The 14,183-nt window shown below is 56.9% G+C and carries 15 protein-coding genes; all 15 read left to right on the forward strand.

What is annotated here, in order from left to right; translation table 11 throughout:
• Positions 1-73: 73 nt before the first annotated feature.
• The 15 genes from fliR to DSCA_RS03545 all read left to right on the forward strand — a co-directional run bounded on the left by fliR (position 74) and on the right by DSCA_RS03545 (position 14,152).
• Entirely contained in the window at positions 74-862 is a 789-nt protein-coding gene (gene fliR, locus DSCA_RS03475) for a flagellar biosynthetic protein FliR (protein WP_155315106.1), read from the forward strand.
• A 3-nt stretch (positions 863-865) separates the two neighbouring features.
• Positions 866-1,933: a flagellar biosynthesis protein FlhB gene (gene flhB, locus DSCA_RS03480; RefSeq protein WP_155315107.1), complete on the forward strand. Its 1,068-nt coding sequence runs from the start codon at positions 866-868 to the stop codon at positions 1,931-1,933.
• Between the two features lie 304 nt (positions 1,934-2,237).
• Positions 2,238-4,349 (forward strand): flagellar biosynthesis protein FlhA, encoded by a 2,112-nt coding sequence (gene flhA, locus DSCA_RS03485; protein WP_231716365.1) that lies wholly within the window; start codon positions 2,238-2,240, stop codon positions 4,347-4,349.
• The gene (locus DSCA_RS03490) at positions 4,339-5,739 is read left to right on the forward strand and encodes an Ada metal-binding domain-containing protein (protein WP_155315108.1); all 1,401 of its coding nucleotides are present in this window, start codon (positions 4,339-4,341) and stop codon (positions 5,737-5,739) included. Before flhA ends, DSCA_RS03490 begins: the two co-directional genes overlap by 11 nt.
• Positions 5,740-5,758: 19 nt before the next feature.
• A complete protein-coding gene (locus DSCA_RS03495) occupies positions 5,759-6,646 on the forward strand; it encodes a MinD/ParA family protein (RefSeq protein ID WP_155315109.1) in 888 nt (295 codons plus the stop codon).
• 154 nt (positions 6,647-6,800) lie between these two features.
• Entirely contained in the window at positions 6,801-7,559 is a 759-nt protein-coding gene (locus tag DSCA_RS03500) for a FliA/WhiG family RNA polymerase sigma factor (protein ID WP_155315110.1), read from the forward strand.
• Between the two features lie 58 nt (positions 7,560-7,617).
• On the forward strand, positions 7,618-8,070 hold the full coding sequence (locus tag DSCA_RS03505) for a DUF2802 domain-containing protein (RefSeq protein WP_155315111.1): 453 nt from the start codon (positions 7,618-7,620) through the stop codon (positions 8,068-8,070).
• 215 nt (positions 8,071-8,285) lie between these two features.
• Positions 8,286-9,032, forward strand: a complete 747-nt coding sequence (flgF, locus tag DSCA_RS03510) for a flagellar basal-body rod protein FlgF (protein WP_155315112.1) — start codon at positions 8,286-8,288, stop codon at positions 9,030-9,032.
• An 81-nt stretch (positions 9,033-9,113) separates the two neighbouring features.
• Entirely contained in the window at positions 9,114-9,902 is a 789-nt protein-coding gene (flgG, locus tag DSCA_RS03515) for a flagellar basal-body rod protein FlgG (RefSeq protein WP_155315113.1), read from the forward strand.
• Between the two features lie 5 nt (positions 9,903-9,907).
• Positions 9,908-10,912 carry a flagellar basal body P-ring formation chaperone FlgA gene (flgA, locus tag DSCA_RS03520; protein WP_155315114.1) on the forward strand — a complete coding sequence of 335 codons (1,005 nt, stop codon included), beginning with the start codon at positions 9,908-9,910 and terminating at the stop codon, positions 10,910-10,912.
• 11 nt (positions 10,913-10,923) lie between these two features.
• A complete protein-coding gene (locus tag DSCA_RS03525) occupies positions 10,924-11,685 on the forward strand; it encodes a flagellar basal body L-ring protein FlgH (RefSeq protein ID WP_155315115.1) in 762 nt (253 codons plus the stop codon).
• Between the two features lie 20 nt (positions 11,686-11,705).
• A complete protein-coding gene (locus tag DSCA_RS03530) occupies positions 11,706-12,812 on the forward strand; it encodes a flagellar basal body P-ring protein FlgI (RefSeq protein WP_155315116.1) in 1,107 nt (368 codons plus the stop codon).
• Positions 12,812-13,150 carry a rod-binding protein gene (locus tag DSCA_RS03535; RefSeq protein WP_155315117.1) on the forward strand — a complete coding sequence of 113 codons (339 nt, stop codon included), beginning with the start codon at positions 12,812-12,814 and terminating at the stop codon, positions 13,148-13,150. The genes DSCA_RS03530 and DSCA_RS03535 overlap by 1 nt, the downstream gene beginning before the upstream one ends.
• A gap of 135 nt (positions 13,151-13,285) precedes the next feature.
• A complete protein-coding gene (locus DSCA_RS32850) occupies positions 13,286-13,618 on the forward strand; it encodes a flagellar biosynthesis anti-sigma factor FlgM (protein ID WP_155315118.1) in 333 nt (110 codons plus the stop codon).
• 21 nt (positions 13,619-13,639) lie between these two features.
• Entirely contained in the window at positions 13,640-14,152 is a 513-nt protein-coding gene (locus tag DSCA_RS03545; protein ID WP_155315119.1) for a flagellar protein FlgN, read from the forward strand.
• Positions 14,153-14,183: the final 31 nt, after the last annotated feature.

The raw sequence follows: 14,183 nt of genomic DNA on the forward strand, positions 1-14,183 counted from the left end.
CCGAGGTGCCGGAAGGTTCCGGCAGTCGGCCCCTTTGCTGCCCGAACCCGCATGACCCCATGAGGCGGTAAGGATGGCGACGCTCAATATTCCCCTGGATGCATTCTACGGGGTCCTGCTGGTTTTTCTGCGGGTTGCCGCCATCGTTTTCAGTGCACCGATTCTGGATGCAGCCACGATTCCGGTTGTTTTCAAGGCCGGCCTGGCTTTTGCCGTCAGCGTCCTGATGCTGCCCGTGGTGGATGTGTTCGTTTCCACGGCGGATCTGAGCCTGATGACGTTTGTCATCGGGATTTTTTCAGAGGTGGCCATCGGTGTGACCATTGGGCTGTCGGTGAAGCTGCTTTTTACAGGCATCCAGATGGCCGGCCAGATCGTCGGTTTTCAGATGGGGGTTGCCATGGCCAATGTGGTCGATCCGGCCTCCAGCTCGCAGATTCCGATTCTGGCCCAGTTTTACAATCTGACGGCCATGCTGGTATTTCTGGCCATCAACGCCCACCACATGTTCTTTACCGCCCTGGTGGACAGTTATCGCGTCCTGCCGCCGCTGTCCCTGCACATGAATCCCCAGTTGGTGGATATGATGATGCGCCTGGCCGCCAACACGTTTGTCGTGGCCATCAAGGTGGGGGCGCCGCTGATAGCGGTGATGCTGGTGGTCAGTGTCGGCCTCGGCCTGGTGGCCAGGACCGTTCCCCAGATGCACATTTTCATCGTTGCCATGCCCTTGAAAATTTTGATCGGGCTGGTTTTCATGATGATCGTTGCCCCTTATCTGACCGCTTTTCTGATAGACCTGTTCTCATCTTATCGGGTGACTTTGTTCGACCTGATAAAAATAATGGCATTGGGAAGGTGACCGATGGCAGGTGGCTCCAGCCAGGACAAAACCGAACAGCCAACCGGGAAGAAGCTCTCGGATGCCCGCCAAAAAGGCAATGTGGCCCAGAGCCGCGAGGTCCCTTCGGTTTTGATTCTTTCGGGCAGTGTCGGTGTGCTGTTTTTTGCCGGGTCCTGGATGCTCGGCCGGCTGACCAATACCATGCGTGGTATGTATCAACAGGCCGGGACCCTGGATATGGTTCCCGAAACCATGCATACCCTGTTCTGGGATATTTTTATCAATACCGTTGTCATACTGGTTCCGCTGATGCTGGTGGTGATGACGGCGGGTGTCGTCGGCAATGTCGCCCAGTTCGGATTTCTCTTTACCGGAGAAAAACTGACTCCCAGTCTGGCCAAACTGAACCCCATCAGCGGGCTAAAGAAGTTGTTTTCCCTGCGGTCTCTGGTGGAGCTGGGAAAATCCATTATCAAACTGGTCATTATCAGCGGGGTTGCCTTCATCGTCCTCAGGCGCTACCTGGATCAGATCCCCGGCCTCATGCAGTTGAGCATCGGCAATATCCTGTCGTTTATCGGTCAGGTATCCTTCCAGATGTGTCTCTACACCTGCATGGTTCTCTTTCTCATGGCTGTTCTTGATTTTGCGTACACCAAATGGCAGCACCAGCAGGATCTGAAAATGACCAAACAGGAGGTCAAGGATGAATTCAAGCAGCGAGAGGGCGATCCGGCCGTAAAGGCCCGAATCCGGTCCGTTCAGCGTGAAATGGCACGCAAGCGGATGATGGAGGCGGTCCCCGAAGCCACCGTGGTGATTACCAACCCCACCCATCTGGCCATTGCCCTGAAATACGAAGAAGGCATGTCGGCGCCCGTCGTGGTGGCCAAGGGCGCCGGCTTTGTTGCCCGGAAAATCAAGGACATCGCCGCCGCAAACGATATCCCGCTGGTCGAAAACAAACCCCTGGCCAGGGCGATGTTCAAATCAACCGAGATCGGTGATTTCATCCCGGCGGACCTGTACCGGGCCGTCGCTGAAATTCTTGCCTATGTCTATCGGCTCAAGGGGCTCGTCAATGCATGACGCCACCGAACTCGGGATCCGACCCTGCCTGCAACTCGCCGTCGATTGGACGGCGCTCCCATCTTTTCGGGCCTTTATGCTTCCCGGGACAATAATTTGACGCTTATCCGCCACGAAGGCCTGTCCGGACCGTCAATCGGATGGGGCCAGGCGAATACAAAAAAACACAGAAATTAAAATTAGCCGTATTGTCAGGTAGTTCATTCCTATTATGCAGTTGTGTCCGATGGAACGCCCCGATAGGCATGGAATATGCTAATTTTGATTTCATCGTTTCCGCAATCAAGGAGTGGGCACACGCATCATGGAAATGGCCGAACGCAAACAATACCTCGACCGGTTCGCATTTGTTACCAACAATACCGATGTGTTGATGGGCTTTGCCGCCATGTCCATTCTTATGGTCATGGTCATTCCCATTCCGGCAATGATGCTGGATCTGTTTCTTTCTTTCAATATCACCCTGGCCCTGATCATCCTTCTGGTGGGAATGTATATCCTGAAGCCGCTGGACCTGTCCTCTTTTCCCTCGCTGCTGCTGCTGTCCACGCTGTTCCGGCTTTCCTTGAACGTGGCATCCACCCGGATGATCCTGCTTCACGGAAACGAGGGCACCCACGCCGCCGGCAAAGTGATCATGGCTTTCGGGAATTTTGTGGTCGGCGGCAACTATATCGTCGGATTTATCGTCTTTATCATCCTCGTGGTGATCAATTTCATGGTGATCACAAAGGGTGCCGGCAGGATTGCCGAAGTGGCCGCCCGTTTTACCCTGGACGCCATGCCGGGGAAACAGATGAGCATCGACGCCGACCTGAACGCCGGTCTCATCGATGAAACCCAGGCCCGGCAGCGGCGTCGGCAGATCAGCCGTGAGGCGGAGTATTACGGGGCCATGGATGGCGCCAATAAATTCGTGCGCGGTGACGCCGTTGCCGGCATCATCATTACCTTTGTCAATATCCTGGCCGGGCTGGCCATCGGTGTGTTTCAAAAGAATATGAATTTTGCCGACGCCGCTCAGACCTATACGCTGCTGACCGTGGGCGACGGGCTGGTCAGCCAGATTCCGGCGCTGATCATTTCCACGGCGGCGGGCATTGTCGTCACCCGTGCCGGTGCCGAAAAAAGCCTGGGCCTGGAAATCGGAAGCCAGCTGCTGGTTCAACCCCGTGCGTTCGTGGTCGCCGCCGTGATGCTTTTCGGTTTCGGGCTGGTTCCCGGACTGCCGACCATCCCTTTTCTCATTTTATCGGCGACATCCGGTTTGGTGGCCTACCTGATATTCCAGATCGAACGGGCCAAGCTGGAAGCGGATCGGGATCTCGCCCTTCAGCAGGAACAGAAGGCCGAAGAGAAGCCCACGGAATCGTTCAAACCCTTGCCGCCCATTGATGTACTTGCCCTTGAGGTGGGGTATGGATTGATTCCGCTGGTGGATGTGGACCAGGATGGCGAACTGCTCGAGCGCATTAAATCCATCAGGCGGCAGATTGCCCAGGAGGTCGGCATTGTGGTGCCCTCCATTCACATTCAGGACAACATGAAACTCAAGCCGGGCGCCTATTCGATTCTGTTGAAGGGAATCGAAGTGGCCAGCGGTGATTTGATGATCAATCACCTCATGGCCATGAACCCGGGGGCCGCCGATGCAAGCATCAACGGTGTCGCCACCCGGGAGCCCACCTATGGCCTGGAGGCATTCTGGATCAAACCCTCGGCCCGTGAAGATGCCAGTGCCAAGGGGTATACCGTGGTGGACCTGGCAACCATCTTGACCACGCATCTTTCCGATGTCATTCGCCGCCATGCGCATGAACTGGTGGGCCGGCAGGAAGTCCAGAAGATGCTGGATACCCTGAAGGCCAGCCATCCCAAGGTGGTGGAAGAACTGGTCCCCAATCTTATTTCGCTGGGTGGCGTGGTGCGGGTGACGCAGAATCTTCTGCTTGAACAGGTGCCGGTGCGCGACCTGCTCACCATCATGGAGACCCTTGCCGACTGGGCTCCCACCACCAAGAAGCTCGACATCCTGACCGAGCACGTGCGCCAGGCTCTGGCCCGGACAATCACCAGCTTTTACCAGGCGCCTGACGGCAATCTGCATGTGCTCACGCTGGATCAGCGGGCAGAAAAGAAAATTGCCGAATCTCTCCAGCAGACCGACCAGGGGACCTTTCTGGCCATCGACCCGGCCTATGCCAAGTCGATCATGGACGACCTGTCGGTCAAGATGGAAGATTATAAATCCCTGGGCGTTCAGCCGTTGCTGGTTTGTTCCGCCCAGATCCGGAGCCATTTCAAAAAACTGGCCGACCGGTTCATTCCCGGTTTGTCGGTCCTTTCCTATGATGAGATCGTCAGCAGCGCCAAGATACAAATAGTCGGAACCGTGGAGGCATCAGATGCAGATTAAGCGCTTTGAAGCAGGGGATATGACCGAAGCCCTTCGCATGGTCAAACGCGAATTCGGCGACGAGGCCGTGATTCTGTCGGCCAAAGAAGTCCGACCCGGCGGCTTTTTCAGTGCGTTGAGAAAAAAGAGTGTCGAAATCACGGCCGCCACGGACTATCCGGCGGAGGATGCCAGCGGCAATGATTTCTCCGGGGTGCTGTCCCGGCATCTGGATGACGAGGCGCAGACCGACCGTGTTTCCCTGTCGTCGGTACCTCGCATGTTTACCCCGTTTGCTCCGGAAGCGTCACCATCGGTTCAGGAGGCGCCGGCGGCAACGGAACCGCCCCCCGCCCGGAGCGATCGAAGCGAAACCGCCCCGGAATCGGGTATGCCTGCTAACGGATTGGCCCCCAGACCGGCAGCAGCGACCTGCTTTTCAGACGAGGGCGAGGCGTCAACGGCCCCATGGGTCCGGTCTCTGGCGCTCAGCAATCTGGTCGCGGCCCCCTTTTACCGAAACGGCACCCAGCCGACAACCATCGCGATGGTCGGACCCTCGGGTGCGGGGAAAAGTACCATGGCGGCCAAACTGGCATGGCGTTGCCGGACCGTCGAGAAAAAACGGATCGGCCTGCTCAGCCTGGATCGATTCCGGTTCGGTGCCAACGCGATGCTCGAGCGGGTTGCACGGATCATGAAGCTGCCGTTCACGGTCATCTACGACGCCGGACAGTTGCAGTCGACGCTGGACGATCTGGCCGGCGTTGACGTGGTATTGATCGACACACCCGGAATCAGCGGCATGGACGCATCCATGATGGACGATATGGGCGCCTTGATCCGGTCGGTGGGTCCCGATGAAACCCATCTGGTGGCCAGTGCAACCGTCCGGGACGAGGTATTTTTGGCCGCTGTCGATGCCTTTTCTCAGCTGGGCGTGAATCGGCTGCTCCCAACGCGCATGGACGAGGTCATCGACGACCGATCCATGTTGACGCTGCTCGAGAAAGCCCGCCTGCCGGTATCTTTTTATGCCGACGGGCCCGATCTGTTCGATGGGCTGAAGGAAACCGCAACCGGCCGGATCGCCGCCGCCCCCCGGATCAAACCGTCACATGTGTCGGTGGCCCCCTTCGGGTCCAGAAAATACGAGGCCACCTCCCGACCGGCCGCCGGCGCCGGCAACCGGGAGGCCGGCCCTTACGTGGCCAACCGGAATTCCGAACTGTTTCACCATCCGGACTGCAAGTCGGTAAAACGGATCAACGCGCAGAATATCACCGCATTCAACAGCATTGAAGAAGCCATGGACGAAGGGTTCAGGCCGTGCCGGGCATGCTGCAACATCAGCATGGTCTCAAAACCGGTGATGCCCGCCTTTGGAAACACGCGCGCAAGCGCAATCTAACTCTGGAGAACAGACGGCAATGCCTAAAATCGACAAAACCGGACAGATCATCAGCCTGAACCTGAAAAGAAAACAGAAACATGCGACCATGAAAAAGAGTGCCCCCGGTCGGTCGCCGGCCAGGGTCATCGCCATCACCAGCGGAAAGGGCGGTGTTGGAAAAACCAACATTGTCGCCAACTTGGGCTATGCCCTGTGCAAGGCGGGCAACCGGGTGCTCATCTTCGATGCCGACCTCGGCCTCGGAAACCTGGATGTGTTGCTCGGATTGACCCCCCGTTACAATCTTTCCCACGTGATCGAAGGGAAGAAAGAACTGTCGGAGATCATTGTCAGCGGACCGGGGAACCTGAAAATTCTTCCGGCATCGTCGGGAATTCAGGAACTGACCAAGCTGACCGCCGTCCAGAAATTAGAGATTTACAACAAGCTCAACGCGTTGCTTATGAATTACGATATCGTTTTAATCGATACGGCCGCCGGAATTTCATCCAACGTCCTGTATTTCAATGTGTCGGCCAACGAAATCATGGTGGTGGTCACGCCGGAGCCCACTTCCATTACCGATGCCTACGCATTGATGAAAATCCTTTCGGTCAGATATCAGGAAAAGCGTTTCCGGTTGCTCGTCAACCTGGCCAAAAACGAAAAAGAGGCGGATGAAGTGAGCCGCCAGCTCTGTCTGGTGGCTGATCGTTTTCTCGATGTGTCCATCGACTATTTCGGGCACGTGCCCGTCGACGACAATGTCAAAGCCGGGGTCCGCAAACAAAAGGTGGTTTGTGAAATGGCCCCGATGACGCGGGCCAGTCGCAATTTTGCCGAACTGGCCCACAGGCTGGCCCGATCCGAGCCCATGATCTCCAGGTCTGAAAACCGGCCCCTGATCTGGCAGGATATCATTTGAACCCAGGCTTCCCGACAACCCGGCCCATGCCTGGAAGCCTATGGTTCACAAGGGACAGGCCAGAACAGCCTGCTGAAAAATTACCATTCACCCCGTGGCCGGTGAGTGGCCCCACAGCATAACGGAAGAATTCCTAAACGCGGAGTAAAAAAACATGGATCTGGCGCAATCGCGAGAAGAAAACTTTGGAAAAGACAGCCATTTGCTGCGAAATCAAATTGTCAACGAATACCTTCCCTACGTGAAGCGTATCGTGAACCGGATTGCGGTCCATCTGCCGGCGACCATTGAAGTGGATGACCTGATCAATGTCGGAATCATCGGATTGATTCAGGCCATCGAACGATACGATCCCACCCGGGACAATAAATTTATCACCTACGCGGTATTTCGCATCAAAGGGGCTGTGTTGAGCGAACTGCGGTCACGCGATTTTCTGGGGCGGACCACACGCAGAAAGATCCGGGATCTTGAAAAGGCCTATCTGAAGCTGGAACAGAAGCTGGGGCGTGAAGTGTCGGACGAGGAACTGGCCGAAGAGATGGATATGGATCTGGAGCAGTTATACAAAGTCAAGCGGATGTCCAGCATCTCTTTTGTCAGTTTCGAAGAGATCGGCTGTACGTCGCAGCATGATACGGCGCTTGCGACCGGTTCTCTGGCCTACGGCGATGCTGATGACGCCCTGTCCCTGACCACCATGAAGGAGATCAAGTCCACCATCGCCAAAAATATCGACCTGCTGCCGGAAAAGGAAAGACTCGTCGTCTCTCTTTACTATTCTGACGAATTGACCATGAAGGAGATCGGAAAGGTCATGAACATTACCGAATCCCGTGTGTCTCAGATCCATGCCCAGGCCATCATTCACCTGAGAGGCAAGCTGCGTCGGGAAGGGTTGCTCGAGGATTGACCGCTGCCGTCGAACCCCATCGCCCATTGCCAGAATGAACCGATAAGAAAGGGGTACCATGTTAAATGCCAGTTACGAAGTGTGCGGTATCGCCGTGGTCGTATTGCTGATCGGATACTGGACCATCAAATTCCGTGCTTTCCGGAAAAAAAACAAGATCGCCGGCGTGCCGGATCCTTCGGAATCCCAATCACCGCTCAATGAACACGATATCCATCATCGGGCGCTCATGTTTCTCATGACCCAGAAAACCGACTCCATGCTGGCCGCCTTGGCCGCCACCATCGAACAGGAACGACAAAAACTGGGCGTTGCCGTCAGGAATCCGTCGGTGGACGAAGCAATCGACGCTGTTCAACCCGAGGCCATGCCTGCTCCGGCCCAACGCCAGACGCCTTATGATCAAATCCTACCGATGGTACGAAACGGAATGACCGTATCGACCATCGCCCGGCAGCTGGCCCTGCCCGAAGCCGAGATTTCCATGGTCATGCGTTTGAACGCCGCCTGACGCCGTATCGCCTGTCCTTCCCCCGACAGGAAAAAAAGACCGGTCGGGCACATGTTGCCTACCGGTTTTTTGGGTTCAATCCGTTTCAATGATGGTTTCTCTTTTATTGGGGCCTGAAAACAGGGAGATTGGAAAACCCTTGTTGTGGCACTTAGGTTGCATAAAATCCTTTTCGATATGAATTCACCCGATCCCAAAGCTCCGGAGGAAACCCCATGAGTGGTGGCATGTACCTTGCGGCAGCCGGCGCCCTGGTTCAGCAGCTGCGTTTGGAAGTCCTTTCCAACAACCTGGCCAATATCAATACCGTCGGATACAAAAGCGAGCGTTCCCTGTTTCAGATTCCGGAAGAGCCCGACCCCCAGGTTTTCGAGACCCCCATTGAGGCGGTTCAGTCCCTGTCTCCCTATGCACCGCCTTTTACGACCGAAATAGATTTCAGCCAGGGGGGGATTCGCCAGACCGGCAACGCGCTGGATCTCGCCATCAACGGCGACGGTTTTTTCTCCATTCAAACCCCCGACGGTGTCCAGTACACCCGCCAGGGAAGTTTTACGCTGGATGGAGAGGGGGTGCTGGTTACATCCGACGGGTATCCGGTTCTGGGTGAGGGCGGTGAAATCACCCTGGAAGAAGGAACGGTGGAAATCGATACGGAAGGCGCCGTGTATGTGAATGGTGATGAAGTCGGCCGCCTGCAGATCACCGACTTTCTCGATCGGGGAGGTCTGAAAAAAGCGGGTAACGGCCGGTTTATCGCTTCGGAGACGGCGGTCCCGGCAGAGCGACCGGAGCGCACCACGGTTAGCCAGGGGGTCCTGGAAGGCGCCAACGTCAACCCGGTGCGCGCCATGACCGAGATGATTGAAACATCACGGGCTTTTGAAGCTTATCAGAAAGTCATCCAGACCGCCGATGAAGCCACAGCCAAGAGCATCAACGATGTGGGTAAAACCGCATAGAATCAATTTCCTATACGCCTGTGTGTGGTCCGATTCCCTTCGCAGGCCCCATGCAATGTATCGACATCACAGGAGGCACCCATGATCAGAAGCCTATGGTCCGCAGCCACCGGAATGCAGGCCCAGACCTTGAACATCGATGTGATTTCCAACAACCTGGCCAATGTCGGCACCTCCGGGTTCAAGAAAAGCCGGGCTGATTTCCAGGATCTGCTTTACCAGACCCTCCGATCGCCGGGTGTGTCATCCTCCGCCGATACGCAGGTGCCCACAGGCATTCAGGTGGGCCACGGCGTGCGTCCCGCCGCTACCCAGAAAATGTTCACCCAGGGGGAATTCAACCACACCCAGAATCAACTGGACATGGCCATTGAAGGCGGCGGGTTTTTCCAGGTGATCCAACCCAACGGAGAAACCGGGTACACCCGGGCGGGAACCTTCAAACTGGACAGCGACGGCCGGATGGTGACCTCGGACGGGTTTCCCATGGAACCGGAAATTACCATTCCGGCCGATGCCGTATCCGTTTCCATCGGGACCGACGGAACGGTATCCGTTTTGCTGGCGGGGGACAGCCAGGCGTCGGATGTGGGCAATATCGAACTGGCCAGTTTTGTGAACCCGGCCGGACTGAAAAGCATCGGCAGGAACCTGTTCATGCCTTCGGGCGCCTCGGGAGATGCCACCACCGGGACACCGGGCGAGGACAATTTCGGTACCATTGCCCAGGGATACCTGGAAATGTCCAATGTGAGCGTGGTGGATGAAATGGTCAACATGATTGTGGCCCAGCGGGCCTATGAAACCAACAGCAAAACCATTCAGGCTTCGGATGATATGCTTCAGACCGCAACCAACCTGAGAAGATAAAAAAGATGATGACTGACGATATCCAGGGATTTCAACCCATGGACACGCTGCGCCGCTACCTGTTCTTCATCCTTGCCGCATTGCTGTCCGCGCCGGCTGCGGTATACGCCGGCACGACCGGACTTACGCTGAAAGCCGCGGTCGTTGTCGATCGCGAGGCGGTTCGCCTGTCGGATATCGCGGCCGTCACCGATGGCCCCACTACGCCGTTGAAAACGGTGGGCGACATCGTCGTGGCCAAATCCCCCCCACCCGGACAGACCCGGTTCGTGGGCGTCGACTATATTCGTATCCGTCTCAAACAGGCCGGTGTCGATACGGCCGCGATGGTTTTCAATGGTCCCCGGGATGTACGCATTACCCGGGAGGCGGCGGCATTGCCCGTCGGCCGTATCGCACGGGCGGTGGAAGCAGCGATTCGCAGCCGGATGCCCTGGAAGGATGAAGATGTCGCCATCAGCGGCATCCGCTTTGATGAAAGCATTCAACTGCCCACCGGAAAGCTTGCCTATCGACTGGTTCCCGACCGTGACGAGGATTATATGGGGCGTACGACCCTGGACCTGCATCTTTTCGTGGACGGGGAGCCGGTGCGCAGAATCAAGGTGCAGGCGACCATCGCCGTGATGGCCGACGTGGTGTCGGTGGTCCGCCCACTGGGCAAACACCAGCATATCCGGCGGGCTGATCTGGCCGTGGAACGCCGTGATCTCGCGGGGCTGCCGGCGACGGTCGTCACCCGCATCGACGATGCGCTGGGGAATCGGGTGACACGAATGGTCTATCCGAATACCGTGCTTCAATCCACCATGATTGCCCGGCCGCCGCTGGTCAAACGGGGTGATGTCGTCAAGATTGTTGCCAGAACCGGTCTCATGACCATTACCGCCACGGGCATGGTCAAACAGAAGGGCTGCAGGGGCGAGATGATTCGGGTGATGAATACGGACTCCAATCGCATCGTCATGGCCCGGGTCACCGGGCCGGGCGCCGTTGAAGTCGACTTTTAACGAGGTGTAAGATGATTCCACGATTCACCACAGATCTTTCCGGCAGCGTCCTGAAACCCCTGGCGGTCATGCTGTTATTGGGCCTCGGGCTGTCCGGATGCGCCGGGTTTCCCGGAACGGGCAGCCCCGTTCAGTCCAAGGCCCCGAGTTTCGATACGGCCGAGCAGGCGGCACGGGTGCCGGTTCCAGACAGCGCGGCATCGCCTCCATCCGATGGCTCCCTGTGGCAGGACGGTGCGCCGCTGGTCTGCCTGTTCTCCGACCAGAAAGCCAGAACCGTTGGGGATATCGTCACCATTAAAATTTCTGAATCGTCGGCCGCCACCAACAAGGCCAGCACGGCGACCGATCGCAGTTCTTCCCTGAGCGCCAGTGTGGACGCGTTCTTTAACGCCGAAAAACGGTTTCCGGCCGATCAGCCGTTCTTCAATCCCTTTTCCAAAGTGGCCGGCGGCGTGGAGAGTGAATTTCAAGGCACCGGAACCACCAGGCGCAGTGGCGATCTGGATGCCTATATCACCGCGCTGGTGACGCAGGTGCTGCCCAACGGGAATCTAATGGTCACCGGCTCGCGCGAAGTGCTGATCAACAACGAAAATCAGATCATCCAGCTCACCGGCGTGGTCAGGCCGCGTGATATCAATGCCAAGAACCAGGTGCTTTCCACCTATATTGCCGACGCCCGGATCTCCTACAGCGGATCCGGCGTGGTCAACGACCGGCAGAAACCCGGCTGGCTGACCAATATCGTGAATACGGTGTGGCCTTTTTAATCGTGAGGATCGGCGCATATATGAAAACGAGACGAACCGTATTTTGGGCGCTGTTGGCCGTTGCCGGGATGGGATGGCATAGTATGGCCGGTGCCGCCAGGCTCAAGGACATCGCCGAAATCAACGGTGTCCGCAAGAACCAGCTGGTGGGATACGGCCTTGTGGTGGGACTGGATGGGTCCGGTGACGGGAAAAAGGCCACCTTTACGGTACAATCCATGGCCTCCATGCTGGAAAAAATGGGGGTGACCGTCGACCAGAAGGATATCCAGGTGAAAAATGTCGCCGCTGTCATGGTCACGGCCACGCTGCAGCCCTTTGCCAGGCGGGGAAACCGGATGGATGTGCTGGTCAGCTCCATTGGCGACGCCAAAAACCTTCAGGGCGGAACGCTCATGATGACGCCCCTGAAGGGCGTTGACGGCCGGATATACGCCGTGGCCCAGGGGCCTGTGAACACCGGTGGATTTGGCGCCGGCGGGGCCGCATCCTCGGTGGTGAAGAACTTTCCCACCGTGGGCCGGGTGCTGTCAGGAGCCATCATCGAACGGGAGGTCCCCAATAATTTCGGCGACCGTGATCGCCTGATGTTCAGCCTGCACAACCCTGACTTTACCACCGCCGACCGGGTGGTCAACGTCATCAACGCCCAATTCCCCGAACCCCTGGCACGGGCACAGGACGCCGGGACGATCGAGATCAGGGTCCCGGATCGATACATGGGCAACACGGTTTCCCTGCTGGCCTCGCTAGGTGCGCTGGAGGTGGAGACCGACAATGACGCCAAGGTGGTGATCAATGAGCGCACCGGAACGGTCGTCATGGGTGACCAAGTCCGGATTTCAACCATTGCCATCGCGCACGGCAATTTAAGCATTGTGGTTCAGGAAAATGTCAATGTCTCCCAGCCGCTGCCTTTTTCCGAAGGACAGACGGTGGCCTCGCCGAACACCCGGATCAATGTTCAGGAAGATGGCAACCAGCTGGTGGTGGTTCCCAGAGGCGTAAGTATCGGGCAGGTGGTCAATGCGCTCAATGCCCTGGGGGTTACCCCCCGGGACCTGATTGCCATTTTCCAGGCCATCAAGGCGGCCGGCGCACTCCAGGCCGATCTGGAGGTGATCTGATGTCTGATTTAAAACCCATGGGAGCGGCGTCCACAATTTTTCAACTGCAGGCCTCCAGGGCCGACCGAACCCTTTCAACCGCCACTTCGGCCGCCCGCCGCACCGCTGATTCAGATGCCGACCTAAAAGCGGCCAGCCGGCAGTTCGAATCTCTACTGCTCAATTTTATGCTCAAGGAAATGCGGGCCACCGTTCCTGAATCCGCCTTGTTTCCCCAATCGATGGCCGATGAGATCTTTACGGGCATGCTGGATGAGCAGATCGCGGGGGAAATGGCGCAAAACGGCGGCATCGGAATTTCACGAATGATTTTCAACCAGCTCAAAGGAGAAAAATAAGGCGCCGGGGGGCACCATCCAAGGACGTTGAATCGGGGGATTAAAGCCATCGCCGCAAATGGCCGATAACACAGGCAGTGCCACCATGATCGGCGATCGTGGCGAATAAGATCAATCGGAACCAGGAGATCTTTAATGATAATTCCCCAAAAGGGCCCGCTGCAATTTCTGCCCGACCGCAGGCGGCCGGCCCATTTATCGGTGCCATGCCATCTCCGAAGGGACAATTTGCCGGCAAGTCCGCCTGGACGGGACACCGTCACTCTGACGGAAAAAGGACGCGACACCGGAAGCGCCGTGCAACAGGCGAAAATGCCCGGTGAAAATCGTGAAGACCGGGTCGCGTTTTTAAGACGCCAGATTGAAGCAGGTGCCTACCGGGTGAGCGGGAGTCGGATTGCGGCCAGCATGGTCGACGAGACCCTGGAAAATAACATGGTTCTGAAACAGATTGAAACCAATGGATGACGACAACCCAAAGGATGCCCCATGAATGTGATGATATCCACCCTGCTATCCATTTTGGACGAAGAGACGTCTTGTTACCGGGAAATGGAAAACCTGTTGGCCGATGAAGAAGAATCGATTTCTTTTTCCAGAAAGGACCGTTTCGATACGGTCCAGCTGAAAAAAGATGCCCTGCTGTTCAAACTCCAGCAGTTTGAGCAAAAAAGAAAACCCATGATTGACCGCTTGGCCGACGGATACGGAACCGGCGGACAGCCGCTTACCATAAGCCGGCTGGCCAGATATGTGGCGCCGCCATATGATGAAAGGCTGCTTGAACGTGCCGATCGCCTGCGATCGGTCATCGGCGCGGTTCAAGAGAAAAACAGGCGCAACCAGTTGCTGATCAATCACTACCTGGACCTGATAAAGGGATCGCTGAACCTCCTGACCCGCCACCTCGAAGACAACCCGGTCTATCAAAAACCGGGGACCCGTCAACCGTCGGCAGGCTACCCGTGTGGCGGCGGGCGCCTGATCTGTGGAACCGTTTGAAGTTGGATAACTAACCGGAGGGATACCCGCC

Origin of the sequence: Desulfosarcina alkanivorans (assembly GCF_009688945.1) — a bacterium.
GTDB lineage: Bacteria > Desulfobacterota > Desulfobacteria > Desulfobacterales > Desulfosarcinaceae > Desulfosarcina > Desulfosarcina alkanivorans.